Here is a 25,369-nt window from a genome sequence, read left to right on the forward strand (position 1 = left end):
CGCCATGCGGTTCATCGGCCTACGGCTGGCCCGCGGCCTGCTCACCCTGTGGTTCGCGGTCACGGTGACGTTCTTCCTGGTCCGCCTGCTGCCCGGCGACCCGGTGCTGGCCGTGGCCGACCCGAACATGACCGAGGAACTGCGCCAGAAGCTGCTGGCCGACTTCGGCCTCGACCGGCCGCTCGGCGCGCAGTACCTCGACTATCTCGGCCAGCTCCTGCAGGGCAACCTCGGCATCTCCTTCCGGCAGTCGATCCCCGTGACGACCGTGCTCATGGAGCGGCTGCCGTGGACGCTGATCCTGACGGCCTCGGCCATGGTGACGACGATCGCGCTGGGCATCCCGCTCGGCGTGCTCGCCGCCACCAGGGCCAGGGGCTGGGCGGACCGCCTGATCCAGATCACCGGCGTCACCGCGCAGTCCCTGTTCGTGCCGAGCGTCGGGATCTTCCTCATGTACGTCCTGGGGCTCTGGCTGGGCTGGTTCCCCATCGGCGGCGCGGTCGACCTCGACGCCACCGGCTTCGCCGCGACGCTCAGCATGCTGCACCACCTGGTGCTGCCCTGCCTGTCCCTGGTGCTCATCCAGCTCGGCGGCTACGTGCTGACCATGCGCACCACGCTCATCGAGGCGCTCGGAGAGGACTACGTCTCCCTCGCCAAGGCGAAGGGCGTGCGGCCGGGCGCGGTCGTGTGGAAGCACGCCCTGCGCAACGCCCTGCTGCCGACCACCACGATCGCCGGGCTCCAGCTCGGCACCCTGGTCGGCGGCGCGGTGCTGACCGAGACGATCTACGCCTACCCGGGCATCGGCCGCGCCATCTTCGAGGCGGTCGGCCAGCTCGACTTCCCCGTCCTCCAGGGCGCGTTCGTGCTGCTCGCCGCCGCCGTCGTGGCGGCCAACCTGATCACCGACGTGGCCTACGGAATCCTCGACCCCAGGGTGCGTACCTCATGACGGCGCTCGCCATGGAACTCACGCCGCGGCAGCGGACCTGGTCCTCCTTCCGCCGCAACCCGCTCGGCGTGGCCAGCGGGATCCTGCTGATCCTGCTCGCCCTCGTCGCGATCTTCGCGCCACTGATCGCCCCCTTCCCCGAGGGGTACGGCGCCGACACCTCGCAGCTGCCCTCGGCCGCGCACTGGTTCGGCACCGACGACATCGGGCAGGACGTGTTCGCCCAGGTCGTCTGGGGCACCCGGGTCAGCATGGCGGTCGGCGTCAGCGCCTCCGTGCTGGCCATCGTCATCGGCCTGCTCATCGGCGTCAGCGCCGCCTACTTCCGCCGCCTCGACACCCCGCTCGGCGTGCTCGTGGACCTGTCGCTGTCGCTGCCCGTGCTGCCGCTGATGATCCTGGTGGCCGCGCTGGCCGGGCCGAGCGTGCGCACGCTGGCCGTGGTCATCGCGCTGTTCAGCTGGCCGGAGGTGGCCCGCGTGGTCCGCTCCCAGGCGCTGTCCATCGTGCCCATGCCGTTCGTGTCGGCGGCCAAGGTCGTCGGCGGCTCGCCACTGTGGATCGTCCGCAAGCACCTGCTGCCCGGCGTGATCCCGGTGGTCGGCGTGTCGGTCGTGCTGACCACCTCGCGCGCCGTGCTGGCCGAGGCCGGGCTGTCCTTCCTCGGCCTCGGCGATCCCTCGAGCTGGTCGTGGGGCACGATCCTGCACAAGGCGCAGCAGTCTGGCGCGCTGGCCTCCGCCTGGTGGACCACGCTGTTCCCGTCCCTGGCCATCCTGCTGCTGGTCCTGTCCACGACGCTGCTCTCCGTGGCCTACAACGACGCCCGCGACCACAGGAACGACTCATGACCTTCTCCCAGCGGCTGCCCGGCGGCTTCTACACGACCGTGCTCGACCGGGTACGAGCGGAGATGTCCGCCGACGGCGTGGCCGCCCTCGTCCTCGACGACCCGCTCGACGTCGCCTACCTCACCGGCTTCCACCACTTCCCGAACGAGCGGCCCGTTGCCTGCTGGCTGCCGCTCGACGGCGACCCCGTGCTGCTCGTGCCCGACCTGGAACGCGAGTACGCCCACGACCAGCGCGTTCACGCCGAGATCGTCGCCTATCCCGAGTTCCCTGGCATCCGGTCGCCGTTCGCGGTGCTCGCCGGGCACGTGCCGGGCGTCGACACGGCCGCGTACGCGCCCTCCACCAGCGTCGCCCGGGCCCAGGGGCTGGCCGCGGCGTTCCCGGCCACCCGCTGGAGCGTCTCCGGCGCGGTCGGCCGGGCCCGCCTGCGCAAGCTCCCCGACGAGATCGCGCTGCACGAGGAGGCCGCCCGCATCGCCGACCAGATGATCGAGGCCGGCGTCGAGCTGGTCAGGGCGGCCGTCGAGGCGGGTGGCGACCTGCCCGCCGAGAGCGAACTGGCCGCCCACGTCATCTCCCACGGCTCCCGCCTCATGTACGCCCGGCACGAGGACGTCGTCGTCGTGCCCATGCTCACCGGCGGCCTCGTCTACGGCGGCCCCAACTCGGCCCAGCCGCACCGGCTGCCGGGCGGCGACCGGCTGCGGGCGGGGGAGACGTTCATGCTGTCGCTCGGCTGCGCCGTCGGCGGCCGGTTCGTCGAGAGCGAGCGCACGTTCGTCCTCGGCGAGCCCACCACCCGGCAGGCCCGCTACTACGAGGTCGTCCGCGAGGCGCAGGAGCTGGGCACCGAGGCGCTGGTCCCGGGCGTCTCCTGCGAGGAGGCCAACCGCCGCTGCCTGGAGGTGATCGAGGAGGCCGGGCTCGGCGAGCACATCCGCCACCGGCAGGGGCACGGCATCGGGCTCGGCTTCCACGAACCACCGTGGCTGTCGGACGGCGACGCGACCGTGCTGGCGCCCGGCATGATCCTGTCCAGCGAGCCCGGCGTGTACGTGCCCGGCCACGCCGGTTACCGCATCTCCGACACCGTCCTGGTCACCGAGTCCGGGCCGAGCCGCCTCACGGCGTACCCGCGTGAGCTCACCGACGTGATCATCTGAAAGGGGAACCCTTGTTCGTCCACATCAACGGCAACGAGCTCAACGTCGAGGTCCTGGGGGAGGGCGAGCACACGATCATCGCCCACCACGGCGCGCCGGGGCTCGGCTCGTCGTCCGAGCCCAAGGCCAGCTTCGGGCGGCTGGCGGACGCGTACCGGGTGGTCGTCTTCGACGCCAGGGGCTCGGGACGGAGCGGGCAGAACGGCCCGTTCACGCACGAGCAGTGGGTCGCCGACGTCGAGGGCCTGCGCGAATGGCTCGGCGCCGAGCGGGTGGTGATCGCCGGCGGCTCGTACGGCGGTTTCATCGCCATGGAGTACGCCGCCCGCCACCCCTCCCGGGTCGCCGCCGTCGTGCTGCGCGACACCTCCGCCGACAACGCCAACCAGGAGCTCGCCACCCGCAACGCCGCCGCCTCCTCCCGGGTCACGATCGACCGCGACAAGCTGGAGCGCGTCATGTCCGGCACTGTGCGCGACGACGACGACCTGCGCGACTGCTGGCGGGAGATCCTGCCCCTCTACGACCACGACTACGACCCCGTCGAGGTCGAACGGCGCGTGGCCGCCACGCCCTACCACTACGCCACGCACAACTACGCCTTCGCCGTCAACCAGCCGAACTACGACATCAAGCACCTCCTGCCGGGCATCACCGCGCCCACGCTGGTCACCGTCGGCCGCCACGACTGGATCACGCCCGTGGAGTGCAGCCAGACCATCGCCGGCCTCATCCCGGACGCCGAGCTGCGCGTCTTCGAACGCTCCGGCCACTCGCCGCAGGTCGAGGAGGCCGAGCTGTGGGAGGCCACCGTCCGGACGTTCCTCGATCGGGCGCTCGGCGGGGTGCGAGAACGGCACTGAACGCGCGATGATGCCCCCGATGGAAGATCTCGACGACCTCGACCGCAAGATCCTCGCCGCCCTGCACGTGAACGGCCGGGCGAGCTGGACCGACATCGCCCAGATGCTCGGCATCTCCACCACCACGGTGGCGCGGCGGGCCCAGCACCTGTTCGGCGCGGGCCTGGCCCGGGTGGCGGTGCTGCCCCACCTGGAGCACGAGGGGCCGGTCCACGTGTTCATCGTGCGGCTGACGTGCGCGCCCGGCAGCCAGCTCCGCGTCGCGGGCCTGCTGGCCGACAACCCCGACATCCGCTACGTCACCATCGTCACCGGCGGCTACGACATCGTCTTCGAGCTGGTCGCGCCCAAGCACCGCGACCTCTACTCGATGCTGGTCGACTTCGTGCACACCATCCCCGGGGCCCAGCAGAGCAACGCGGACCTGGTGCTGCACACGCACAAGGTCAGCTACGACTGGAGCGTCCCGGTGCTGGGGGAGCAGGCGGCGTCGTTCGCGCTGCGGCGGCCCGCGCACACCTGCGAGCGCGGCCACCTCGACGACGTCGACCGCGAGGTGCTGGCGGCGATGAAGGAGGACGGGCGGGCCAGCTTCCAGTCGGTCGGCAGCCGCCTGGGCATCAGCGAGAGCACCGCCAGGCGGCGGCTGGAGGCCATGCTGGAGCGCGGCTGCGCCACGGTGACCACGTTCATCCCGGCGGCGGCGCTCGGCTACGAGGCGGAGATCCTGTTCTGGCTGTCGGTCGAGCCCAGCATGCAGGACAGCGTCGCCGAGCGGCTGTCGAACGAGCGCGGCGTGCGGATGATCGCCTCCATGCTCGGGCAGGCGTCGCTGATGTGCGAGGTCATCGTGCCGACCACGGCCGACATCCACCACTTCACCTCCCGCACACTGGCCTCGGTGCCCGGCATCCAGTCGTGGACGGCGGGCGTGCAGGTGCTGACCGTCAAGCGTGGCTTCCTCATGGTGCCCTGGGCGCAGGACCGCATCGCCGCCGCCCTGTCGGGCCGGCTCGCCACATGATCGGTATAAGATCGCCACAATCGCTGTACGGATCCTGTCAAACCAATAGTGAAGGTGATCATCCTCGATCTAAGATCACCTCCATGCTGATTCGCCGGACATTACGGATGATCACCGCCCTTACCGCGACCTGCACGGTCGCGCTCACCGGAGCGATCACGGGCGGCGCGGGGACCGCGCAGGCCGACCAGGCCCAGACGGCGGCCCAGAAGCAGTTGCTGTACTACAACCACGCTTACAGCGTCGTCGACCGGGAGACGGCCGACGCCGTTGAGAACTCCGCCTACCTGCGGGATTTCGCCAACTTCGAGGTCCGCACCACGACCGGTGGCGGAATGACCTGGAAGGGCCGCTACCTCAAGGGCCGCGAGACCTACATCGAGCTGTTCAGCGAGGGAGACCTGCCCGGCCAGGACGCCCTCTACGGCTCCGCCGGTCTGGCCGTCTCGGCCGAGCGCGCCGGCGACCTGGCCAAGGTGACCACCGAGCTGGCCGCCCTGGGCATCAGCGACCCGGCCAAGTACCGCCAGACGCGCGACTTCGGCGACGGCGTCCCGATCCCGTGGTTCGACACCATCCGCACCACCGGCGAGCAGTACGAGGCCTTCGACCCGTGGGCGATGGAGTACTTCGAGGAGTACTTCGCCGACCCGCGCAGCCAGACCGAGCCGGCGAGCCACACCGGTGACGTCAGCCGCGAGCGCTACCTGCCCGACACCTACGCCGACCGTCTCATGCGGGACATCACCTACATCCGCATCGGCGTCCCGGCGCGCGACCTCGCCAACACGATCCCGCTGCTCAAGGCGGGCGGGCTCGACGTCACGGTCACGGGCGGCGGCGTCATCGCGTCGAGCGGCGGCACCACCATCCAGCTCGACTCGGTCGCGCGTGAGCAGGCTGGGCTCAAGCAGGTCTCCATGTCGCTCAACCGCGCGGTGGAGACCCGGCACGAGGAGCGCATCGGCCGCTCGACCCTCGCCGTCGGCCCGGGCGCCCGCGCCGAGTGGACCTTCGACGCCCCGCAGTGAGGACCACGCGGTAGGGGCCTGTAGCACCTTTTCCACGCGCCCGGCCGGCGGCGACGACCTTTCGATCTCTCGATCGTCGCCGCCGGCCGGGCGTCGTCATCGCGCGTGAATCTCACGGCTCCGCAGGGGCGGCCTCCTGGCGCGTGTAGCGGTGTTTGGCGCCCGGCGGGAAGTACTCCGGGTCGCCCGCCTCGCGCAGCCGGACGAACGGCGCCTGCTGGGCGGCCGGCACGTAGCGCGCGTACTCGCTGTTCAGGCGCAGGAGCTGGGCCAGGATCGACGCGCCCACCGCCTGGGCGACCCCGTCCGAGGGCTTCTCGCCGGGCATCAGCTCCACCGTCACGATCAGGTGCCGGTCGCGGTCGGCGTCCTCGGCCGCCTCCATGACGAACTTGCCGGTCACCGAGCCGCTCACCTCCGGCTGCTCCAGGCCGATCGCGATGTTCTCCGGGTAGACGTTCGCGCCGTAGTAGGACACGGTGAAGTGGCCGCGCCCGAAGACGTACACGAAGGGGCGCTCCGGTCCCGGCTCCCTCGGCTCGAAGCCGTGCCGCCGCACGAAGTCCAGCAGTTCCCCGTACGCCAGCACGCCGCCCTCGTCGGCGATGTGGTAGCGGACCAGCGGGACGCCGTTGTCGCCCGAGAAGAGCAGGGTGCCCTGGTGCTCCTCGAAGAAGCGGACCTCGGGGTCGTACTGGACGAGCGTCGGCAGCCTGGACTCGCCGAACAGCTCCCTGGCCGTGCCGGGGCGGGCGGACAGGAAACGGCGGATCTCGACCGACAGCGGGGTCTCGTTGCCCAGGACTCCGGCGTCGGCGGTGCCGTACAGGGAGGCGATGCCGCGTACGGGGTCGGCGATTCCGGCCCGTTCGGCGACCAGCGCGCGCCACTCCTCGCTGAACACCTCGCCCGCCGTGACGAGCTTGACGTCCCAGGCCGCCCAGGGGAGGTCCTCGGTGTCGATGATGTTCTTCAGGAACGGCGGATAGCCCAGCAGCACCACTTGGTCGAAGTGCGGGGCCAGCTCGGGCAGGACGCGCAGGATCTCCCGTCGGTCGCTGCCCGGGGCCACGACAGTGATCGGGTAGCCGCGTTCGGCCAGGTGGCGGCAGCAGTTGACGGTGAACAGCCCGCCCACCCAGGTGCCCAGGGCGAAGCAGACCACGGCCAGCGTACGCCGCTCGCGGGCGGCGAAGGAGTCCCTGAAGACCTCCTCGAAGCGCTCGGCGATCACCCGCTCGTCGGCCGCCGAGCGCGGCCAGAAGGACGGCACCCCGGTCGAACCGGAGGACACGGCGATCATGTCCCCGATCACGCCATCTCTGCACAGGTCGGGCAGGGGATGGCGGCGGGTGTAGTTGTCCTTCGTGGTCATGGGCAGGCCCGCGAAATCCTGCAATGTCAGGACTTTTCCGGGATCGACCTGCTGGTCCGCGAGAAACCTGCCGTAGGCGGGAACGGTGGCCGCCACCTGATGGAAGAGCTCAACCGGGTCCATCCGCCGACTGTACGGCGCGGGCCTGGGGAGCGGAACCTGGGCTCACCGCGTCGGCGGGGATGGCCCGCCTCAGAACATCCCGTTCGGGATCTCGGCGGGCTCGGGCACCGGCTGGACGACATCCCAGTGCTCCACGATCTGGTCGCCCTCCAGCCGCCAGATGTCGACCACCGCGACGCCGCGCTCATCGCCGGGAGGCACCATGTGATAGTGCACCACGGCGTACCGGTCGTCGGCGATGACCCGCTTGAGCACCAGCCGCGACCCGGCCACCGGAGCCTGGGCGATGAACTCGATGAACGCCTCCCGCCCCGACGGGTTTCCCGGGCTGTGCTCGACGAAGTCCTCGCGCAGCAGTGTGCGCAGGATGCCGACGTTGCCTGCCGCGAACTCCGCGAACCCCCGCAGGACCAGGTCTTTGACGCGTTGTGCCTGAGTGTTGTCGTTCATGCCACCGACCGTCCCAGCAGCCCGTCCGGCTTGTCGATTACATGGCAGGTCATCGCCAGGACCACCGGCGCCCGGCCATACTCGCCACATGCACCATGATCGACCGGTCGGCGAGCTACTGCGGATGTGGCGGCACCGGCGCGGACTCACCCAGCTCGACCTGGCCATCCAGGCCGACGTCTCGGCCCGGCACGTCAGCTTCGTGGAGACCGGCCGGACCATTCCCAGCAGCGCGATGGTCCTGCACCTGGCCGAGCACCTCGCCATCCCGCTGCGCGAACGCAACCACCTGCTGGTCGCCGCCGGGCACGCGCCCATCTTCCGGCAGCGTCCCCTCGAGGACCCGGATCTGGCCGGCGCGCGGGACATCCTGGAGCAGATCGTACGAGGCCACGAGCCGTATCCGGCGCTGGTGGTGGACCGCCGCTGGAACCTGGTGCTCGCCAACCGATCGCTGGGGGTCTTCCTGGACGGCGTCGACGAGGCACTGCTGACGCCGCCGGTCAACATGATGCGGCTGGGCCTGCACCCGGAGGGGTTCGCACCCCGCCTGCTCAACCTCCAGCAGGTACGCGGCTTCCTGCTGACCCGCCTGGCCCGGCAGGTGGCGCAGACCGGCGACCCGGAGCTGAGCGCGCTGCACGAGGAACTGCTGTCGTACGGTCCGGCGGGCGAGCTGTCGCCGCTGGACCCCGCCGACCTCGCCCTGCCCATCCGGATCCGGCATCGAGGCGTGGAGCTCTGCTTCGTCAACACGATCACGACGTTCGGCGCGGCCTTCGACATCACCCTGAACGAGATCGCCGTCGAAGCCTACTTCCCGGCCAACCCCCAAACCGCCCACCACCTCCAAACCCACCCCTCCCAAACACCCAACAACCCAACCCCCCCGATAACCGAAACAACAAACCACACCACCAAGGCCACCACCCCCCAGAAAGCCCCGCCCGGAGGTGAGCCCCGCCCGGAGGTGAGCCCCGGCCCGTGGTGAACCCCGCCCGGCGGAAAGCCACGGCCCGTGGTGAACCCCGCCCGGCGGAAAGCCACGGCCCGTGGTGAGCCCCGGCCCGGATCGCCAAGAGCACGAAGCCACCGCCACAACGTGCCACCCGGCACCTGACCCCACCCCGCAAGCCGCCGCCTGGCCCCGCCGCCACCCCCCACCGCTGCCTGGCCCCGCCGCCGCCCGCCGGCTGGCCCCGCCGTCCGCCCTCTGAACCCGTCCCTCAATCCCGCCGTCCAATCCTGACGGCTGATCTTGACGCTCACACCTTCGAGCACCCACAGGGCCGCACATGGCACTCCCGGAACAGCGGAGCAGCAGAACAGGCGGCACCGATGCCCGTGTGGGAGCGCGCCACGAGCCGGTCGGGCGGCCGGTCTGCCGGGTCCGCAGCGATCGGATCGCGAAGCCACGGACCAGGCGATCGCAAACGCACAGATCAGGTGATCACCAAGGCGCGGATTCGGTGATCGCAAGCGCATGGATCAGGCGATCGCGAAGGCGCAGATCTGGCAACGGCATGGCCAGGTCGATCTCCCAGAGCGTCGTCACTCCCCGGGCCGGACCAAGCCCGTCTCGTACGCGAAGACGATCGCCTGGGCGCGGTCGCGTAGCCCGAGCTTCATCAGCACCCGCCCCACATGCGTCTTGACCGTCTGCTCAGCCACGAACAGCCGCTTAGCGATCTCCTGGTTGGACAGCGCCTGGGCGACCAGGGCGAGTACCTCCGACTCCCGATCGGTCAGCTCCTCCAACCGCCTGCTCGACGCGGACCGGGGACCGCCGAGCCGGGCGAACTCGGTGATCAGCCGCTTGGTGATGGCCGGGGCGATGAGCGCCTCCCCGGCCGCGACCACCCGCACCGCCTCGGCGAGCTGAATGGCCGAGGCGTCCTTGAGCAGGAACCCGCTGGCCCCCGCCCGCAGCGCCTCGTAGACGTAGTCGTCGAGGTCGAACGTCGTCAGAATGAGCACCTTCGGCGCGATGTCGCCGCGCGTCAGGAGCAGCCTGGTCGCCTCGAGGCCGTTCATGACCGGCATGCGCACGTCCATGAGCACCACATCGGGAGCCAGCTCCGCGGCCCGTTCCACGGCCTCCCTCCCGTCGGCCGCCTCACCCACGACCTCGATGTCCGGCTGGGCGCTGAGGAACACGGTGAAACCCGTGCGAACCATGCCCTGGTCGTCGGCGATCAGAACCCGGATCAAGCGTTCTCCCTCTCCATGATCGGCAGCGTGGCGCTCACCTCGAAGCCTCCGCCGTCGGCGGGCCCCGCATCGAGCGTGCCACCCAATAACGCCGCCCGCTCCCGCATCCCCACCAACCCCTGCCCGCCGCCGTGCCCGCTTTCATGTCCGGTGCCGGGGGCGGGGGCGGTGGCGGGGGTGCGCTCCGTGCCGGGCCCGTTGGCGATGCGCAGCCGAAGCTGGTTCCGTTTACGCGCGATGTCCACGGCGACGGTGGCGCCCGGCGCGTGCCGCATCACGTTCGACAGCGACTCCTGCACGATCCGGTACGCCGACAACCCCACGGCCGGCGGCAGCCCGCCGAACGAGTCGGGCCGTTTGACCAGCACGGCCAGCCCGGCGGCCCGCGCGTTGGCGACCAGCTCGTCGATCCGGTCGAGCCCCGGTTGCGGCGCGGTGTCCGTACGGCCCTCCTGGTCGCGCAGCACGCCGAGGACCTGCCGCAGCTCGGCGATCGCCTCCAGTGACAGGCTCCGGATCTCGGCCAGGCCCATCTCGAGCTGCACCGGATCGCCCGCCGCCTTGAGCGGCACCGCCTCCGCCTGGATCGCGATCACCGACATGTGGTGGGCCACCACGTCGTGCAACTCCCTGGCGATGCGGGCCCGCTCGGCCAGCACCGCCTGGGCACTCTCCGCCTGCTCGGTGCGCAGCACCTCCTGCACCAGCCGTGCGGTGGCGGTGCGCCGCACCCGCACGTTGTAGCCGAACAGCACCGCGACCGTCACGATGACGGTCGTGAGCGCCATCGAGTCGGGGTGGACGATCCAGACGGCGAGCACCGTGAACACCCAGACGGCCAGCGTGATCCGCCGGTCGCAGCGCACGGCGAGCGAGTAGAGCACCAGCAGGTACATCATGATCGCCGGTACGGGGTAGGGCGGCTCGCTGCCGGCGAGCGTGTGCTCCACCCAGAGGACGACGGGCAGCAGCACGATCGCGGTCCGCCAGGCGGCCAGCGGCCATCGGTCGCGCAGGGCGATCGGCAGCGAGACGCCGATGCCCGTCAGGTAGACGAACAGAAGGGCGACCGGCCCGGTCTCGCTCTTGCCCGACGCCAGGGCGTTGGCGGCGTCGGTGTTCCAGTCGAAGACCATGGAGATGGTCAGCCAGTAGAGGAAGAAGGCCAGGACGAGGTCGGCCACCTGGACGAGGTTGTAGGTCCGGCCCGGCACCAGCACGCCGAGCCAGCGCGGCACCGCGAACGTCAGGCGTCGCGCACTCGGCGGTGGATCCGCGTCGCCCTGGAACAACGCCATCCCGAACGCCTTCAGCACCGCCCACGTGACCCGCCCCGCCGGCCGGTCCCGCCAGTCCATCCCCCCGTCCCCACCACCGCGCCCACTCCCAAAGCGACCCAAAATCCCCCGACCAACCCGCCCAGCGGACGCGCCAAACCCCCGCCCAGGCGATGCGTGGGGACCCGTGCCACTTGCGCTGCTGGGTGATGCGTGGGGCCCGGTGTCGGACGTGCGACTGGATGCCGTGTGGGGCTCGGCGCCGGTTGTGGGGCCGGGCGATGCACGGGGGCCGGTGTCGGTTGTGGTGTTGGGTGATGTGGGGTGCTCGGTGTCGGGTGTGCGGCCGGATGCCGTGTGGGGGTCGGTGCTGGTTGTGGGGCTGAGTGACGTGTGTGGCCCGGTGCCGGGCGTGTCGCTGGATGGTATGTGGGGCGTGCGGCTGGCTGGTGTGTGGGATTCGGCGCCGGACGTGCGGAGATCCTCGCCGGACGTGCGGAGACCCCCGCCGGACGTGCGGAGGTTTCTGCCGGACGGGTGGGGGTCGATGCCGGACGGGTGGGGGTCGGCGTCGGGCGTGGGATGGAGTGGGGTGCGGGGGTCGGTGTCGGGGGTGAGGTTGAGAAAGGCGTGGGGTGTGTGGCCGGGAGGGTTGTGGGGGGCGAGGGCGGGTGGGGTGCCGGGGTCGTGATCGCGGGCCTGCCGCGCCCGGCTGCCGGGCCCGTCGGCCGCCACCCCGCCAGGCACCCTGTCAGGCACCCTGTCAGGCACCCTGTCAGGCACCCCGTCAGGCACCCCGCCAGGCCCGCTGGCCGGCACGTCGCCAGGCACCTCGTCAGGCGCGGCGGCGGACCTGTCGCCCTGCCCGGCGCCGGAGCCGTCGGGGCTTGGCCGGGGGTGGCGGCGGGTGAGGGCCCGGGCGAGCTCGCGGGCGCGCTGGACGAGAATCACCTGATCAAGCTTACGAGCGCCAACCCTTCCAGGCATCACACCAGGGTTTGATCCCCAGCCTCACCCACAGGTACTGCTTACATGATTACGATCGCCGTGAGCGAACATCGGCAATGAAGGGAACACTCCCGGACTCCGATGAGTTGAGCCGGTGTAACTCAACCCTTTGGAGTTCGCATGAGTGAGAGCTTGATCCTCCCGGTCCTGCCGCTGGACGACGAGGTCGTCCTGCCGGGCATGGTGGTTCCGCTGGACCTGTCCGACTCCGAGGTGCGCGCCGCCATAGACGCGGCACGTGCATCCGGTGGCAACAAGCCGCAGGTCCTTCTCGTTCCCCGGATCGACGGCCGTTACGGCGCCGTCGGCGTGCAGGCCGTGGTGGAGCAGGTCGGCAGGCTGCCGGGTGGTGAGCCCGCCGCCGTGGTCCGCGGCGTGAGCCGTGTTCGCGTGGGCACCGGCACGACCGGTCCCGGCGCCGCACTGTGGGTCGAGGCCGACACGATCGACACCGTTCCCGCGGGCGAGCGCGCCCAGGAGCTGGCCAAGGAGTACAAGGCCCTGGCCACCACCATCCTGCAGAAGCGCGGCGCCTGGCAGGTGGTCGACCAGGTCAACCAGATCGACGACCCCTCGGTGCTGGCCGACAGCTCCGGCTACACCCCTTGGCTGAGCACGGCGCAGAAGGTCGAGCTGCTCGAGGCCGCCGACCCGGCCGAGCGGCTGGCCAGGCTGATCGAGTGGTCCCGCGAGCACCTCGCCGAGCTCGACGTCGCCGAGACGATCCGCAAGGACGTCCAGGAGGGCATGGAGAAGCAGCAGCGCGAGTTCCTGCTGCGCCAGCAGCTCGCCGCCGTGCGCAAGGAGCTCAAGGAGCTCAACGGCGACTCCGAGACCGAGGAGGAGGACTACCGCGCCCGCGTGGAGTCCGCCGACCTGCCGGAGAAGGTGCGCGAGGCCGCGCTCAAGGAGGTCGACAAGCTGGAGCGGACCTCCGACCAGTCCCCTGAGACCGGCTGGATCCGCACGTGGCTGGACACCGTCCTCGACATCCCGTGGAACGAGCGCACCGAGGACAACTACGACATCACCGGCGCCCGCACTGTCCTCGACGCCGACCACACCGGCCTGGACGATGTGAAGGACCGCATCATCGAGCACCTGGCCGTGCGCAAGCGCCGCCAGGACAAGGGGCTCGGCGTGGTGGGCGGCCGTCGCAGCGGCGCCGTGCTGGCCCTGGCCGGCCCTCCCGGAGTCGGCAAGACGTCTCTGGGTGAGTCCGTGGCCCGTGCGATGGGCCGTAAGTTCGTCCGGGTCGCGCTCGGCGGCGTACGCGACGAGGCCGAGATCCGCGGCCACCGCCGCACCTACGTCGGCGCCCTGCCCGGCCGCGTCGTGCGCGCCATCCGCGAGGCCGGCTCGATGAACCCGGTCGTCCTGCTCGACGAGGTCGACAAGGTCGGCGCCGACTACCGCGGCGACCCGACGGCCGCCCTGCTCGAAGTGCTCGACCCGGCGCAGAACCACACGTTCCGCGACCACTACCTCGAGGTTGAGCTCGACCTGTCCGACGTGCTGTTCCTGGCGACGGCCAACGTCCTCGAGGCCATCCCCGGCCCGCTGCTCGACCGGATGGAGGTCGTCACGCTCGACGGCTACACCGAGGACGAGAAGGTCGCGATCGCCCGCGACCACCTGCTGCCCAGGCAGCTCGAGCTGGCGGGGCTGACCTCCGACGAGGTCGGGCTCGAGGACGGCGCGCTGCGCCGACTGGCCGCCGAGTACACCCGTGAGGCCGGCGTCCGCTCGCTGGAGCGCTCGGTCGCGCGGATCCTGCGCAAGGTCGCGGCCAAGGGCGAGCTGCCCGTCACCGTCGGCGAGGACGACCTGGTCGGCTACATCGGGCGGCCGAGGTTCGTGCCGGAGTCGTCCCTGCCGGAGGCCAAGCAGCGCACCTCGGTGCCCGGCGTGGCCACGGGCCTGGCGGTCACGGGAGCCGGCGGCGACGTGCTCTACGTCGAGGCGTCCCTGGCCGACCCGGAGACCGGCGAGACAGGGCTCACGCTGACCGGCCAGCTCGGCGACGTGATGAAGGAGTCGGCGCGGATCGCGCTGTCCTACCTGCGCTCGCACGGCGCGGAGCTGGAGCTGCCGGTCACCGCGCTGAAGGACCGCTCGGTGCACGTCCACTTCCCGGCGGGCGCGGTGCCGAAGGACGGCCCCTCGGCCGGCGTGACGCTGACGACGGCGCTGGCCTCGCTCCTGTCGGGCCGGCTCGTCCGGGGCGACGTGGCCATGACCGGCGAGATCTCGCTGACCGGGCGGGTCCTGCCGATCGGCGGCGTCAAGCAGAAGCTGCTGGCGGCGCACCGCGCGGGCATCACGACCGTCCTCATCCCGGCCCGCAACGAGCCGGACCTGGACGACGTGCCCGAGGAGGTCCGCAACGAGCTGACCATCCACCCGGTGAGCGACGTGCGCGAGGTCCTGGACATCGCGCTCGCGCCGGCTCAGGTCGCCTCCACCGTGGCCGCCTGACCGCCCCCGACTGCCCCATCCGTCCGGATGGGGCAGTCCCATGTCCAACCCCAGCCCATCCCGTACGGCTCCGCCGCCGAACCCGCCACCCGCCGCACATGGCCGGTGGCCTCCAGGAAGACGCCCGCTGACCGCCACAGGGCCGGCCGCCGTGACGCGCGCCCAGCCGGCCCCCCGCGTGGCGACCCCTGAGCCCCCCGCGCGGTGACCCCCGAGCCGTCCGCGCGACGACATCCGGCCCGCCCGTCCGCCACGTGATGTGGATCACGAAACAGACCGGGAATAGGGGGATATCACCTGACCGTTAACAACGGCGTGAACGAGGCATACGCGACAGACCACGGCTCCCACCGGGACGCCGGCTGTCGAGGCATGTGTACGGGGCGAATGCCGGCCCGCTAGAAGCACATCGTCCACCCTCGTTCTCCTCGAAGGTCATCATGATCACACCTGGTTTCGTGCTGCGCAGGCTGAGTCACCTGCCGTTCCCCCCGGGCACCCGCTGACCCCGGCCTCTCTCTTGCAGTGATGTACGTTTCCGCGGCCTCACCGGTGGCCGCTCTCAGTCGTGGGGATATTCCGTGATCCAGGCTTCAGGCCTGCGCAAGCAGTACGGCACGACCGTCGCACTCGACGGCGTCGACCTGCACGTGCGCCAAGGCGAGATCTACGGCGTGCTCGGCCAGAGCGGCGCCGGCAAGAGCACGCTGCTGCGCTGCGTCAACCTGCTCGAACGCCCGACGGCGGGCACCGTCACCGTCGCCGGCCAGGACCTGACCGCGCTCGGCAGCGGCGACCTCAACCGCGCCAGGCAGCGCATCGGCATGATCCACCAGCACTTCGCCCTGCTCTCGTCCCGGACGGTCGCGGGCAACATCGCCTTCCCCCTGGAGGTCATGGGCGTGCCCAGGGCCGAGCGCGAACGCCGCGTCGGCGAGCTGCTCGAGCTCGTCGGCCTGGACCGCCGCGGCAAGGACCGCCCGCACCGGCTCTCCGGCGGACAGAAGCAGCGCGTCGGCATCGCCAGGGCGCTGGCCGGCAGGCCGGACGTGCTCCTGTCGGACGAGGCCACCTCCGCGCTCGACCCGGCCACCACCCAGTCGATCCTCGCCCTGCTCAAGCGGCTCAACGCCGAACTCGGCCTGACGATCCTGCTCATCACCCACGAGATGAACGTGGTCAAGGCCGTCTGCGACTCGGTCGCCATCATGTCCGGGGGCCGCATCGAGGAGTCCGGCGCGATCGCCGATCTCATCAAGACCCCCGGCTCCCGCCTGACCAGGGAGATCTTCCCGCTGCCCGAGCCGGCGCCGGCCGGCTCGGTGACGCTCACGTTCACGGGGGATCCGCGCCAGCCGGTCGTGTCGGAGGTGGTGCGGAAGTTCGACGTGGACCTCAGCATCCTCGGCGGCTCGATCGAGGACCTGGCCGGGGGCTCCGTCGGCCGCCTGCGGGTCGAGCTGGCGGGCACCGAGGCCCCGGCCGCGCTGGCGTACCTGCGTGATTCCGGGCTGATCGTCGAGGAGGCCGCGTGACCTGGGAAGAGATGCTGCCGCTGCTGGGCCCGGCGACGCTGGAGACCGCGCAGATGGTCGGCTGGTCCACGCTGTTCACCCTGCTGCTCGGGCTGCCGCTGGGCGTGGCGCTCGTGGCGTTCGACCGGGACGGGCTGCGGCCGCTGCCCGCGCTGAAGTCGGGGCTCGGGTTCGTGGTCAACATCGGGCGGTCGCTGCCGTTCATCGTGCTGATGATCGCGATCATCCCGTTCACCCGGCTCGTCGTCGGGACCACGATCGGGACCGCCGCGTTCGTGGTGCCGCTGACCGTCGGTGCCGTGCCGTTCTTCGCCCGGCTGGTCGAGACCGCGCTCAGGGAGGTCGGCACGGACGTGGTGCAGGCCGCCCAGGCCATGGGAGCGAGCCGGACCACGATCGTGCGCAAGGTCCTGCTGCCCGAGGCGCTGCCCGGCCTGGTGGCCGGGCTCACCGTGACCGTGGTGGCCCTCATCGGCTACTCGGCCATGGCCGGCACGCTCGGCGGGGGCGGGCTGGGCGACCTGGCCGTCCGGTACGGCTACCAGCGGTTCGAGACGCTGCTGATGATCGTGACCGTCGTGCTGCTCCTCGTGATCGTGCAACTCCTGCAGAGCCTGGGCGACTGGGTCGCTCGGCGCCTATCGCACAAGTAAGGAAAAATCATGAAAGTTCATCGCCTTGTAGGTGCCGTCGCGCTGGCCCTGGCGCTCGCCGCATGCGGTACGTCGCAATCCGCCACCACCGGCACCGGCGCCAAGGCCGCCGAGTCGGCCGACACCGTGCTCAAGGTCGGCGTCAACCCGGTGCCGCACGCGGAGATCCTCAACTTCGTCAAGGAGAACCTGGCCCCGGCCGCCGGCCTCAAGCTCGAGGTCGTGGAGTTCACCGACTACGTGCAGCCGAACGTGCAGCTCCAGGAGGGCCAGCTCACGGCCAACTACTTCCAGCACCGGCCCTACCTCGACGACTTCAACGCCTCCAAGGGCACCAAGCTGACCTTCGTCGCGCCGGTGCACCTGGAGCCGCTGGGCCTGTACTCCAAGAAGATCACGAACGTCTCCGCGCTCGCCTCCGGCGCCACCGTGGCCGTGCCGAACGACGCCACGAACCTGGGCCGCTCACTGAAGCTGCTCGCCGACAACGGCCTGATCAAGCTCAAGGACGGTGTGGGCACCGCGGCCACCGAGCGCGACGTGGCGGAGAACCCGAAGAACCTGCAGTTCAAGCCGCTCGAGGCGGCCCAGCTCCCGCGTTCGCTCGAGGACGTCGACGCCTCGGTGATCAACGGCAACTACGCCATCGAGGCCGGGCTCAAGCCCGCCACGCAGGCCCTGGTGCTGGAGAAGACCGAGGGCAACCCGTACGTCAACGGCCTCGTCGTCCCCGCCGGCCACGAGAAGGACGCCAACGTGGTCACCCTCGGCAAGCTCCTGCAGGACCAGAAGGTCAAGGACTTCATCAAGCAGAAGTACGAGGGCTCCGTCATCCCCGCCGCGTGACCCCAGGGGCGGGCCGCCCGGCCCTCCCTCCGGAGCCGCGGCCTCGGCGACGAGGTCGCGGCTTCGCGCTGCCGGGAGCGTCGCCGGAGCCCGGGTTCTGGCGTGGCGGGCGATCAGCCGAATAGTGTTCTGGACATGCATCCGGGAGCCATCGCAGCAGTCACCCCAGACAAGCCCGCTGTGATCATGGCGGGCTCCGGGCGGGTCATCACCTACCGCGAGCTGGACGAGGAGTCGAACCGGCTGGCCCACCTCTTCCGCTCCGCCGGGCTGCGGCCCGGCGACCACATCGCCTTCATGCTCGCCAACCACCCCCTCTTCCTGGCCGTCGCCTGGGCGGCGCACCGCTCGGGCCTGTACTACACGCCGGTCAGCTCGCGGCTGCAGGCCGACGAACTGGCCTACATCGTCGGCAACTGCGGCGCGCGGGTGTTCCTCTCGAGCGCGGACCTGGCCGAGGTCGCCACCTCGATCACCGGCGCCACGCCCGGCGTCGAGCTGCGGCTCATGCTGGACGGCGTGGCCGAGGGCTTCGAGTCGTACGAGGAGGCGGTCGCGAAGCAGCCGGTCACCCCGATCGCCGACGAGTGCCAGGGCATGGACATGCTCTACTCCTCGGGCACCACCGGCCGGCCGAAGGGCGTCAAGCTGGCCTCCGCGCACGGCCCGCTCGACGACCCCGGCATGCTGTTCAAGCTCATCCAAGGGCTGTTCGCGACCTCGGCCGACAGCGTCTACCTCTCGCCCGCGCCGCTCTACCACGCCGCGCCGCTGCGCTACAGCCTGACGTTCCAGCGGCTCGGGGCCACGGTGGTGGTCATGGAGCGCTTCGACCCCGAGCAGTATCTGGCCCTGGTGGAGCGGTACGCGGTGACGCACTCGCAGCTCGTGCCGACGATGTTCATCAAGATGCTCAAGCTGCCCCCAGAAACACGTAAAAAATACGACATTTCCTCGCTCCAGTTCGCGATCCACGCCGCCGCCCCCTGCCCCGTCCCCGTCAAGGAGCAGATGATCGACTGGTGGGGCCCGATCGTCCACGAGTACTACGCGGGCACCGAGGGCAACGGCTTCCTCTACGTCGGCCCCCAGGACTGGCTCCAGCACAAGGGCACGGTCGGCCGCTCGCTGCTCGGCGTCGTGCACATCTGCGACGAGAACGGCGACGACCTGCCGCCGGGCGAGCACGGCACGATCTACTTCGAGAACGGCGGCCGCTTCGAGTATCACGGCGACCCCGACAAGACCCGCTCGGTCCAGGACCCCCTCGGCAGGGGCTGGACCACGCTGGGCGACATCGGCTACCTCGACGCCGGCGGGTTCCTGTATCTCACCGACCGCCGCTCGTACATGATCATCTCTGGTGGCGTGAACATCTACCCGCAGGAGGCCGAGAACGTGCTGTCGGTGCATCCCAAGGTGGCCGACGTGGCGGTGTTCGGGGTGCCGGACGAGGAGATGGGGGAGCAGGTCAAGGCCGTGGTCGAGCCCGTGTCGCCGGACGAGGCGGGGCCGGGGCTGGAGGCGGAGCTGATCACGTACTGCCGGGAGCGGCTGGCCCACTACAAGTGCCCCAAGTCGGTCGACTTCCGCGAGGAGCTGCCCCGCCACCCGACGGGCAAGCTCTACAAGCGCCTGCTCCGGGACGAGTATTGGCCGGCCTCTAAGTAACATTTTGGTATCGTTTGACGGCCCCCATCCCCGCTCCACCTCGACCGATAAAGCCGGCGTCAGGGGCCGCCGGCCCTTCGGATCACGGGCTTAACCAGGTCTTACGCGCGTCTTGGCACCCTTGAGTCATCGGCACTCGAGGAGATGACAGATGAACGCGAACGAGCCTCGCGAGCAGGGCCCTGAGGAGCGGGGCACCGGTGGGTGGAGCCAGTTCGGCACCACCCCGCCGGCCGCCGGGGGCTTTCCCCGGCGTGACACGCACCCCATGCCGCAACCTCCGCCACCGCCGCCCGCGCCGCCCAAGAAGGCGCGCTTCACCGCGGGCCAGAAGGCCATCGCCGGGCTCGCCCTGGCGGCCATGGCCGTGGGCGGCGGCGTCGTGGGGGCCGTCGTCGCCAACTCGCTCCAGCCCGAGCCGGTCCTCACCAGCGCGAGCACGCCGAGCCCCGTCTTCAAGGCCACCTCCGACCAGCTCACCGTGGCCGAGGTCGCGGCCAGGGTGCAGCCGACGGTCGTGATGATCCAGGGCCAGACGGGCGAGGGCTCCGGCGTGGTGCTGTCGGAGGACGGGCTCATCCTCACCAACAACCACGTGGCCGTGGGCGCGGGCCAGGGCGGCGGGCAGATGACCGTCAAGTTCAGCGACGGCAAGACCGCCAAGGCCACCGTCGTCGGCACCGACCCCGCCACCGACCTCGCCGTCATCCGGGCGGAGGGCGTCTCCGGGCTGACCAAGGCCACGCTCGGCGACAGCGACCAGCTCAAGGTCGGCGACCCGGTCCTGGCCATCGGCAGTCCGCTCGGCCTCGACGGATCCGTCACGGCCGGCATCATCAGCGCGCTCGACCGCACCCTCAACCTCGGCAACGACCAGCGTCAGCAGATCCCGCCCGGCTGGGGCCAGCAGGAGCAGGAGAGCGGCGCCGCGCCCACCACGATCGGCGGCGCCATCCAGACCGACGCCTCGATCAACCCCGGCAACTCCGGCGGCGCGCTCGTCAACGCCGCGGGCCAGCTCGTCGGCATCAACACCGCGATCGCCTCGGAGGCCGCCGGCGGCGGCGTCGGCTTCGCCATCCCGGTCAACACCGCCAAGCAGGTCGCCGAGCAGCTCATCAGCAGCGGCAAGGTCAGCCACGCCTTCCTCGGCGTGAGCGTGACGGACGCGAGCGGCGACGTGCCCGGCGCCCTCGTCAGGCAGGTCACTCAGGGAAGCCCGGCGGAGAAGGCCGGACTGAAGCAGGGCGACCTGATCACGAAGATCGGCGACAAGACGGTTGACGGAGGCGATACGGTTGTTGGGCAGGTCAGAGGTTTCAAACCGGGCCAACAGGTCAAGATCACATATATGAGGGACGGCAAGTCGGCGGAAGTCGATGTCACCCTCGAAGAGAAGAAATAAACAGGACCCCCTCATGGACGGGTGTGCCGTCGAGATCGCTGCGGACTCGGCGGCACACCCCCCCATTCGTTCAGGAGAAGCGCCGGCCCTCGTCGCGGCGGTAGGCCCAGGTGGCCGCGGCCGCCGCGACCACGGTCCACACGGCCAGCATGATGAGCGCCACCGTGTCCGGGGTGGTGCCCGAGGTGATCGCCCAGAGCAGCTCCGCCACGCCCCTGGTGGGCACGTAGGGGGAGATGACCTGGATGAAGGCCGGCAGGATCGTGGGCGGCAGCAGCAGCCCGCCGAGGATCGCCATCGGGAAGAACAGGATCTGCGACACCGCGATCGCGGCCTTGGCCGTCAGCAGATAACCGATGAACAGCCCGATCAGCGCGAACGGGATGACGCCCGCGATCAGCGCCACCAGCCCCAGCAGCAGCCGCGGCAGGGTGATCGTGGCCTCGGTGAAGAAGACCGCCACCAGCAGGACGGGCACCACCGAGATGAGGACGACGGCGAGCGTGGACAGCATCCGGCCGGCGAAGCGGGGGAACGGACCGGCGGGAAGCGTGCGCAGGTAGGGGTTCCACGGCAGCTCGCGGTCCTGGGCCACGTTGATGCTGAGCCCGATCAGCGCGTTGGACATCGCCCCGAAGAACATCAGCGACGCCGTCGACATGGTCGCGGCCTTGGGATCGTCTCCCGAGAACGGCACCACGAAGGCCACCATCGAGACGGCCGGGAACAGCGCCCCCGCGAGGATGCCGATGGGCACCCTGATCTGCTCGATCAGCAGATAGCGCGTGTGCGCGACGATCAGGCTAGACATGGGCGGACTCCTTCGAGGTCAGGGCGAGGAAGGCCTCCTCGAGGGTGGTCGGCCTGATCTCCAGGCCGGAGAACGGGGCGCCGCTGCGTACGAGCTCGATGACCAGCCGGTCGGGGTCGGTGGTCACCAGGCTGATCCGGCCGTCCTGGCGCTCCTCGCCGAGCACGCCGGGCAGCTCCGGCAGGTTCTCGGCGACGAGGGAGACCCGCCGCACGCCGACCATGTCGCGTACGGCGTGCACGGTGTCGTCGGCCAGCACCCGGCCGTGGCCCACCACCACGACCCGCTGGGCCAGGGCCTCGATCTCCTCCAGGTAGTGGCTGGTGAGCAGGACCGTGCCACCCTCCTCGTGGAAGGACCTGATGCCCTCCCACAGCGCCCTCCTGGCCTCGACGTCGAGGCCTGTCGTGGGCTCGTCGAGGAACACCAGCTTCGGGTTGCCCGCGAACGCCAGCGCCACGGCCAGCCGCCGCTTCTGCCCGCCGGACAGGCCGCCCACCTGCCGCCCGGCCAGGTCGCTCAGGGCGAAGCGGGCCAGCAGCTCGCTCTTGCCGACCCTGTCGGGGAAGTGGGCCGAGACGAAGTCGACGATCTCCCCGACCCGTAACGTCTCCGGCAGGCCGGTCTCCTGCGGGGTCGCGCCGATGCCGCGCCGCATGGCCGGGTCCTGCGGCGAGCCGCCGAACAGCTCCACCGAGCCGGACGTCGCCCGGCGCAGCCCCACGAACAGGTTGATGAGGGTGGACTTGCCCGCGCCGTTGGGCCCGAGCAGCCCGACCAGCTCGCCCGCGCGGATATCGAGTGAGACCCGGTCGAGCGCCAGCACGTCGCCGTAGCGGCGGCTGACCTCGATCGCTCTGGCGAGGGTGGTCATTGAGCTCCTCCAGCGTTGTCGAGCAGGGCGCGAATCGCCTTGGTGTAGTCGTCGAAGGCCAGCCGCCCACGTTTGGTCAGTGCCACGAACGTGACCGGGGTGCGGCCCTTGTGCGTCTTGGTGATCTGCACGTATCCCGCGTCTTCCAGCTTGGTCAGGTGCACCGACAGGTTGCCGGCGGTCATCCCGAGCAGCTCTTTCATCGAGTTGAAGGCCATCTCGTCCCCGTCGGGGAGGACGTTGAGCGCGGCGACCACCCGCAGCCTGGCCTGCGCGTGGATCACGGGGTCGAGATCCGGCAGGGCGTTGTCCGTCACCGGCGGCGCCTCAGCCACAGCCCCGCGACGATGAACCCGCCCCCCAGCAGCACGGCCGTCAGCAGCGAGTGCCAGCCGACGCCGAGCAGCAGGCCCACCGCGTTGACGCCGGCCACCCAGGCGCCGGTGAAGAACATCGGCCAGTTGAGCCAGATGGCGCCGCCCGCCATCTGCAGCACGGCCACCACCATGAGGGACGTGCCGGCCCAGAGCAGTCCGTTCTCCTCGGGGGGCAGCAGCGGGCTCAGCCTGGTGCAGATGATGACCATGAGGAACATCCCGCCGAACCATGCGTAGCCGAACATGGCCCCGCGCGCCGAGGTGTCGCCGCGCACCAGTTTGTTCATCCGCGCGATCCCGTACGCGGCGACCGACCCCGCCACGACCTGGGCCCCCAGCAGCACGCCCACGCCCTGCATCTGCGTGATCGGCGCGTAGGGCCGGCCGTCGAGGCCGTGGTGGAGGAAGAGCGCGCCGAAGCCGAGCACCCAGGCGATGCCCCAGGGGACGTAGAGGAGCAGGGGGTTGCCGCTGAGCACCTTGGAGGTGGCGACGCTCTGCTCCTCGATGACGCGCAGCATCTCCTCCGGCGTCGGCGGCCGGTCGTCCTCAACCATGCAAACTCCTCGCGATCTCAAACTAGTTTGTACTTTAAACCAGATTGCGTCGCCAACTCAACCCCGGGGGCCGGGAACGTGGCTTACCGGCGGGTGAGCACCTCGGACTCCCACAGGTCGCGGTAGTAGCCGGGCACGGCGACGAGCTCGTCGTGCCGCCCGCGCTGGACGACGCGCCCCTCCTCGAGCACGACGACCTCGTCGACCAGCTCCAGCCCCTTGAGGCGGTGCGTCACCAGCAGCGTGGTGCGGTCGCGGGTGACGTCGAGCAGGTCGCTCATCAGCCGGTCCGCCGTCTCCTCGTCGAGCGCCTCGGCGGGCTCGTCGAGCAGCAGCACCGGGGGGTCGTACAGCAGCGCCCTGGCCAGGGACAGCCGCTGGAGCTGCCCGCCGGACACGGTCCGGCCGTCCTCGCCCAGCTCGGCGTCCCACCCGGTCCGCTCGACCCACTCCTCCAGCCGCGCGTCCCGCACGGCGCTCCGCAGCGTCTCGTCGCCGGCGTCGGGACCGGCCAGGCGCAGGTTGTCGCGGAGGCTGGCGCGGAAGATGTAGGGGTCCTGGGTGAGGCCGGTCATGAGCGTCCGTACGTCGTCGCCGGACAGGTCCCGCAGGTCGACCCCGTTGACCCGGACGCTGCCGGAGTCGGGCTCGACGAGCCGCATGAGCGCGGCCAGCAGCGTGCTCTTCCCGGCCCCGCTGGGCCCGACGATCGCGACCCGCTTGCCGGGGGTGATCCGCAGCGACACCCCGTCCAGCGCCGGCCGCCCGCCGCCGGCGTCCTCCACGCCGGGAACGAGGGCGGCACCGGACACGGCGGCCTCGGGGGCCGGCCGCGGTGCGGTGGCCTTGTGGCGGACCACGAGGTCGTCGATGTCGATGGTCAGCGGGGCCTCGGGCAGGGGCGCCGGCGTGGCCGGCTCGGTGATCGCGGGGGTGGCCGAGCGGACGTCGCGCAGCCGCCTGAGGGCGGCCAGGATCCCGGCCATCCGCTCGCCCGCCGCCGCCAGCGGCAGCACCGGCTCGAACGCGACCAGCGCGGTGAGCGCGAGCACGGCGGTGCCCACCGAGCCGACGCCCGCCCCCACGGCCAGCAGGACGACGCCCGCCACCGTCAGCCCCTGTACCAGCGTTCCCCCGGCCAGGGCGGCGGCGTGCACGCGGGCCTGGCGGCGCTCTAGGGCGGCCAGGGACTCGTCGGCCGCCAGGGCTTTCGCCAGGGCCTCGTCGTCGGCCCCGTACGCGGCCAGGTCCGCCGAGCCGTGCACCAGGTCCGCCACCCGGCCCGCCAGCGCCGCCCGGGCCGGGGCGATCCTGGCCGACCAGCGGCGGGCCGCGGCGGCCGTACCGGCCGGCAGCGCCACTCCGGCCAGCACCAGCCCCGCCACCAGCACCAGCGCCGCCACCGGCAGGATCGTCAGCCCGACGACGACCGCCGCCAGCCCGGCCATCGCCGCGGCGGCGGCGGGCAGGAAGCAGCGGACCAGCAGGTCCTGTACGGCCTCCGTGTCGTCCACCATGCGGGAGAGCAGGTCGGCGCCGCCGTGGCGGGGCTGCTGGGGCGGGATCAGGGCCTGGTAGAGCCGTTCGCGGGTGCCGGCCTGGGCGCGCAGTGCGACGTCGTGGCCGGTGAGGCGCTCGGCGTAGCGGAAGACGCCCTTGCTCGTGGCGAACGCCCTGGTCGCCACGATCGCCACGCTGAGCGCGGAGATGGGCGGCTGCTCGGCGGCCCGGGTGATCAGCCAGGCCGCGGCGGCGATGAGCCCGAGCCCGGCCAGGTCGGCCGCCGCCCCGGCCAGCACGGCCCACAGGAGCCGCATCCTCATCC

At 71.1% G+C, this 25,369-nt stretch carries 22 protein-coding genes; 13 read left to right on the plus strand and 9 right to left on the minus strand.

Going from position 1 to position 25,369, the window contains the following annotated elements:
* Positions 1–4: 4 nt before the first annotated feature.
* The 6 genes from AB0I15_RS28295 to AB0I15_RS28320 all read left to right on the plus strand — a co-directional run bounded on the left by AB0I15_RS28295 (position 5) and on the right by AB0I15_RS28320 (position 5,893).
* The gene (locus AB0I15_RS28295; protein ID WP_358101742.1) at positions 5–958 is read left to right on the plus strand and encodes an ABC transporter permease; all 954 of its coding nucleotides are present in this window, start codon (positions 5–7) and stop codon (positions 956–958) included.
* Entirely contained in the window at positions 955–1,809 is an 855-nt protein-coding gene (locus AB0I15_RS28300) for an ABC transporter permease (RefSeq protein WP_358101744.1), read from the plus strand. Before AB0I15_RS28295 ends, AB0I15_RS28300 begins: the two co-directional genes overlap by 4 nt.
* Positions 1,806–2,975 (plus strand): Xaa-Pro peptidase family protein, encoded by a 1,170-nt coding sequence (locus tag AB0I15_RS28305; protein ID WP_358101746.1) that lies wholly within the window; start codon positions 1,806–1,808, stop codon positions 2,973–2,975. Before AB0I15_RS28300 ends, AB0I15_RS28305 begins: the two co-directional genes overlap by 4 nt.
* Before the next feature lie 11 nt (positions 2,976–2,986).
* Positions 2,987–3,838: an alpha/beta hydrolase gene (locus AB0I15_RS28310; RefSeq protein WP_358101748.1), complete on the plus strand. Its 852-nt coding sequence runs from the start codon at positions 2,987–2,989 to the stop codon at positions 3,836–3,838.
* A gap of 19 nt (positions 3,839–3,857) precedes the next feature.
* The gene (locus tag AB0I15_RS28315; RefSeq protein WP_358101750.1) at positions 3,858–4,862 is read left to right on the plus strand and encodes an Lrp/AsnC family transcriptional regulator; all 1,005 of its coding nucleotides are present in this window, start codon (positions 3,858–3,860) and stop codon (positions 4,860–4,862) included.
* A gap of 83 nt (positions 4,863–4,945) precedes the next feature.
* A complete protein-coding gene (locus AB0I15_RS28320) occupies positions 4,946–5,893 on the plus strand; it encodes a DUF5829 family protein (protein ID WP_358101752.1) in 948 nt (315 codons plus the stop codon).
* Between the two features lie 112 nt (positions 5,894–6,005).
* Here AB0I15_RS28320 and AB0I15_RS28325 read toward each other — a convergent pair whose 3' ends face one another.
* Positions 6,006–7,391: a phenylacetate--CoA ligase family protein gene (locus tag AB0I15_RS28325; protein ID WP_358101754.1), complete on the minus strand. Its 1,386-nt coding sequence runs from the start codon at positions 7,389–7,391 to the stop codon at positions 6,006–6,008.
* Positions 7,392–7,460: 69 nt separating this feature from the next.
* On the minus strand, positions 7,461–7,841 hold the full coding sequence (locus AB0I15_RS28330; protein WP_358101756.1) for a nuclear transport factor 2 family protein: 381 nt from the start codon (positions 7,839–7,841) through the stop codon (positions 7,461–7,463).
* Positions 7,842–7,929: 88 nt separating this feature from the next.
* On the opposite strand from AB0I15_RS28330, the gene AB0I15_RS28335 reads away from it, so the two are divergent.
* Positions 7,930–8,832 carry a helix-turn-helix transcriptional regulator gene (locus AB0I15_RS28335; RefSeq protein WP_358101758.1) on the plus strand — a complete coding sequence of 301 codons (903 nt, stop codon included), beginning with the start codon at positions 7,930–7,932 and terminating at the stop codon, positions 8,830–8,832.
* A gap of 560 nt (positions 8,833–9,392) precedes the next feature.
* Here the strand turns inward: AB0I15_RS28335 and AB0I15_RS28340 are convergent.
* Both AB0I15_RS28340 and AB0I15_RS28345 read right to left on the minus strand, forming a co-directional pair.
* Positions 9,393–10,052 (minus strand): response regulator transcription factor, encoded by a 660-nt coding sequence (locus AB0I15_RS28340; RefSeq protein WP_358101760.1) that lies wholly within the window; start codon positions 10,050–10,052, stop codon positions 9,393–9,395.
* Complete coding sequence (locus tag AB0I15_RS28345) at positions 10,049–11,410, minus strand: histidine kinase (RefSeq protein WP_358101762.1); 1,362 nt, start codon at positions 11,408–11,410, stop codon at positions 10,049–10,051. The genes AB0I15_RS28340 and AB0I15_RS28345 overlap by 4 nt, the downstream gene beginning before the upstream one ends.
* A 1,047-nt stretch (positions 11,411–12,457) precedes the next feature.
* On the opposite strand from AB0I15_RS28345, the gene lon reads away from it, so the two are divergent.
* From lon to AB0I15_RS28375, 6 genes are all read left to right on the plus strand, one after another.
* Positions 12,458–14,815: an endopeptidase La gene (lon, locus tag AB0I15_RS28350; protein WP_358101764.1), complete on the plus strand. Its 2,358-nt coding sequence runs from the start codon at positions 12,458–12,460 to the stop codon at positions 14,813–14,815.
* 581 nt (positions 14,816–15,396) lie between these two features.
* Positions 15,397–16,350, plus strand: a complete 954-nt coding sequence (locus AB0I15_RS28355) for an ATP-binding cassette domain-containing protein (protein ID WP_358101766.1) — start codon at positions 15,397–15,399, stop codon at positions 16,348–16,350.
* Positions 16,347–17,003: a methionine ABC transporter permease gene (locus AB0I15_RS28360; protein WP_358101768.1), complete on the plus strand. Its 657-nt coding sequence runs from the start codon at positions 16,347–16,349 to the stop codon at positions 17,001–17,003. Before AB0I15_RS28355 ends, AB0I15_RS28360 begins: the two co-directional genes overlap by 4 nt.
* A 9-nt stretch (positions 17,004–17,012) precedes the next feature.
* Complete coding sequence (locus AB0I15_RS28365) at positions 17,013–17,849, plus strand: MetQ/NlpA family ABC transporter substrate-binding protein (protein ID WP_358101770.1); 837 nt, start codon at positions 17,013–17,015, stop codon at positions 17,847–17,849.
* Positions 17,850–17,984: 135 nt separating this feature from the next.
* Positions 17,985–19,520 carry an AMP-binding protein gene (locus tag AB0I15_RS28370; RefSeq protein WP_358101772.1) on the plus strand — a complete coding sequence of 512 codons (1,536 nt, stop codon included), beginning with the start codon at positions 17,985–17,987 and terminating at the stop codon, positions 19,518–19,520.
* A 151-nt stretch (positions 19,521–19,671) separates the two neighbouring features.
* The gene (locus tag AB0I15_RS28375) at positions 19,672–20,925 is read left to right on the plus strand and encodes a trypsin-like peptidase domain-containing protein (protein ID WP_358101774.1); all 1,254 of its coding nucleotides are present in this window, start codon (positions 19,672–19,674) and stop codon (positions 20,923–20,925) included.
* A 70-nt stretch (positions 20,926–20,995) separates the two neighbouring features.
* Here the strand turns inward: AB0I15_RS28375 and AB0I15_RS28380 are convergent, their stop codons facing one another.
* The 5 genes from AB0I15_RS28380 to cydC form a co-directional block, all read right to left on the minus strand.
* The gene (locus AB0I15_RS28380) at positions 20,996–21,736 is read right to left on the minus strand and encodes an ABC transporter permease (protein ID WP_358101776.1); all 741 of its coding nucleotides are present in this window, start codon (positions 21,734–21,736) and stop codon (positions 20,996–20,998) included.
* Positions 21,729–22,610, minus strand: coding sequence for an ABC transporter ATP-binding protein (locus AB0I15_RS28385; protein WP_358101778.1), 882 nt, complete (start codon positions 22,608–22,610; stop codon positions 21,729–21,731). The genes AB0I15_RS28380 and AB0I15_RS28385 overlap by 8 nt, the downstream gene beginning before the upstream one ends.
* Positions 22,607–22,927: a transcriptional regulator gene (locus tag AB0I15_RS28390; protein ID WP_358101780.1), complete on the minus strand. Its 321-nt coding sequence runs from the start codon at positions 22,925–22,927 to the stop codon at positions 22,607–22,609. The genes AB0I15_RS28385 and AB0I15_RS28390 overlap by 4 nt, the downstream gene beginning before the upstream one ends.
* Positions 22,924–23,544, minus strand: a complete 621-nt coding sequence (locus AB0I15_RS28395) for a hypothetical protein (RefSeq protein WP_358101782.1) — start codon at positions 23,542–23,544, stop codon at positions 22,924–22,926. The genes AB0I15_RS28390 and AB0I15_RS28395 overlap by 4 nt, the downstream gene beginning before the upstream one ends.
* Before the next feature lie 83 nt (positions 23,545–23,627).
* The gene (cydC, locus tag AB0I15_RS28400; protein WP_358101784.1) at positions 23,628–25,367 is read right to left on the minus strand and encodes a thiol reductant ABC exporter subunit CydC; all 1,740 of its coding nucleotides are present in this window, start codon (positions 25,365–25,367) and stop codon (positions 23,628–23,630) included.
* Positions 25,368–25,369: the final 2 nt, after the last annotated feature.

It is taken from the genome of Nonomuraea sp. NPDC050643, from assembly GCF_040654715.1.
Classification (GTDB): Bacteria; Actinomycetota; Actinomycetes; order Streptosporangiales; family Streptosporangiaceae; genus Nonomuraea.

What these genes read in the sequence shown, in the direction of transcription:
- AB0I15_RS28395 (WP_358101782.1), bottom strand. Translation starts at nt 23,544, where the DNA reads ATGGTTGAGGACGACCGGCCGCCGACGCCGGAGGAGATGCTGCGCGTC.
- AB0I15_RS28320 (WP_358101752.1), top strand. Translation starts at nt 4,946, where the DNA reads ATGCTGATTCGCCGGACATTACGGATGATCACCGCCCTTACCGCGACC.
- AB0I15_RS28375 (WP_358101774.1), top strand. Translation starts at nt 19,672, where the DNA reads ATGAACGCGAACGAGCCTCGCGAGCAGGGCCCTGAGGAGCGGGGCACC.
- AB0I15_RS28325 (WP_358101754.1), bottom strand. Translation starts at nt 7,391, where the DNA reads ATGGACCCGGTTGAGCTCTTCCATCAGGTGGCGGCCACCGTTCCCGCC.
- AB0I15_RS28315 (WP_358101750.1), top strand. Translation starts at nt 3,858, where the DNA reads ATGGAAGATCTCGACGACCTCGACCGCAAGATCCTCGCCGCCCTGCAC.
- AB0I15_RS28300 (WP_358101744.1), top strand. Translation starts at nt 955, where the DNA reads ATGACGGCGCTCGCCATGGAACTCACGCCGCGGCAGCGGACCTGGTCC.
- AB0I15_RS28380 (WP_358101776.1), bottom strand. Translation starts at nt 21,736, where the DNA reads ATGTCTAGCCTGATCGTCGCGCACACGCGCTATCTGCTGATCGAGCAG.
- AB0I15_RS28370 (WP_358101772.1), top strand. Translation starts at nt 17,985, where the DNA reads ATGCATCCGGGAGCCATCGCAGCAGTCACCCCAGACAAGCCCGCTGTG.
- AB0I15_RS28365 (WP_358101770.1), top strand. Translation starts at nt 17,013, where the DNA reads ATGAAAGTTCATCGCCTTGTAGGTGCCGTCGCGCTGGCCCTGGCGCTC.
- AB0I15_RS28385 (WP_358101778.1), bottom strand. Translation starts at nt 22,610, where the DNA reads ATGACCACCCTCGCCAGAGCGATCGAGGTCAGCCGCCGCTACGGCGAC.
- AB0I15_RS28335 (WP_358101758.1), top strand. Translation starts at nt 7,930, where the DNA reads ATGCACCATGATCGACCGGTCGGCGAGCTACTGCGGATGTGGCGGCAC.
- AB0I15_RS28295 (WP_358101742.1), top strand. Translation starts at nt 5, where the DNA reads ATGCGGTTCATCGGCCTACGGCTGGCCCGCGGCCTGCTCACCCTGTGG.
- AB0I15_RS28305 (WP_358101746.1), top strand. Translation starts at nt 1,806, where the DNA reads ATGACCTTCTCCCAGCGGCTGCCCGGCGGCTTCTACACGACCGTGCTC.
- AB0I15_RS28330 (WP_358101756.1), bottom strand. Translation starts at nt 7,841, where the DNA reads ATGAACGACAACACTCAGGCACAACGCGTCAAAGACCTGGTCCTGCGG.
- cydC (WP_358101784.1), bottom strand. Translation starts at nt 25,367, where the DNA reads ATGAGGATGCGGCTCCTGTGGGCCGTGCTGGCCGGGGCGGCGGCCGAC.
- lon (WP_358101764.1), top strand. Translation starts at nt 12,458, where the DNA reads ATGAGTGAGAGCTTGATCCTCCCGGTCCTGCCGCTGGACGACGAGGTC.
- AB0I15_RS28345 (WP_358101762.1), bottom strand. Translation starts at nt 11,410, where the DNA reads ATGGACTGGCGGGACCGGCCGGCGGGGCGGGTCACGTGGGCGGTGCTG.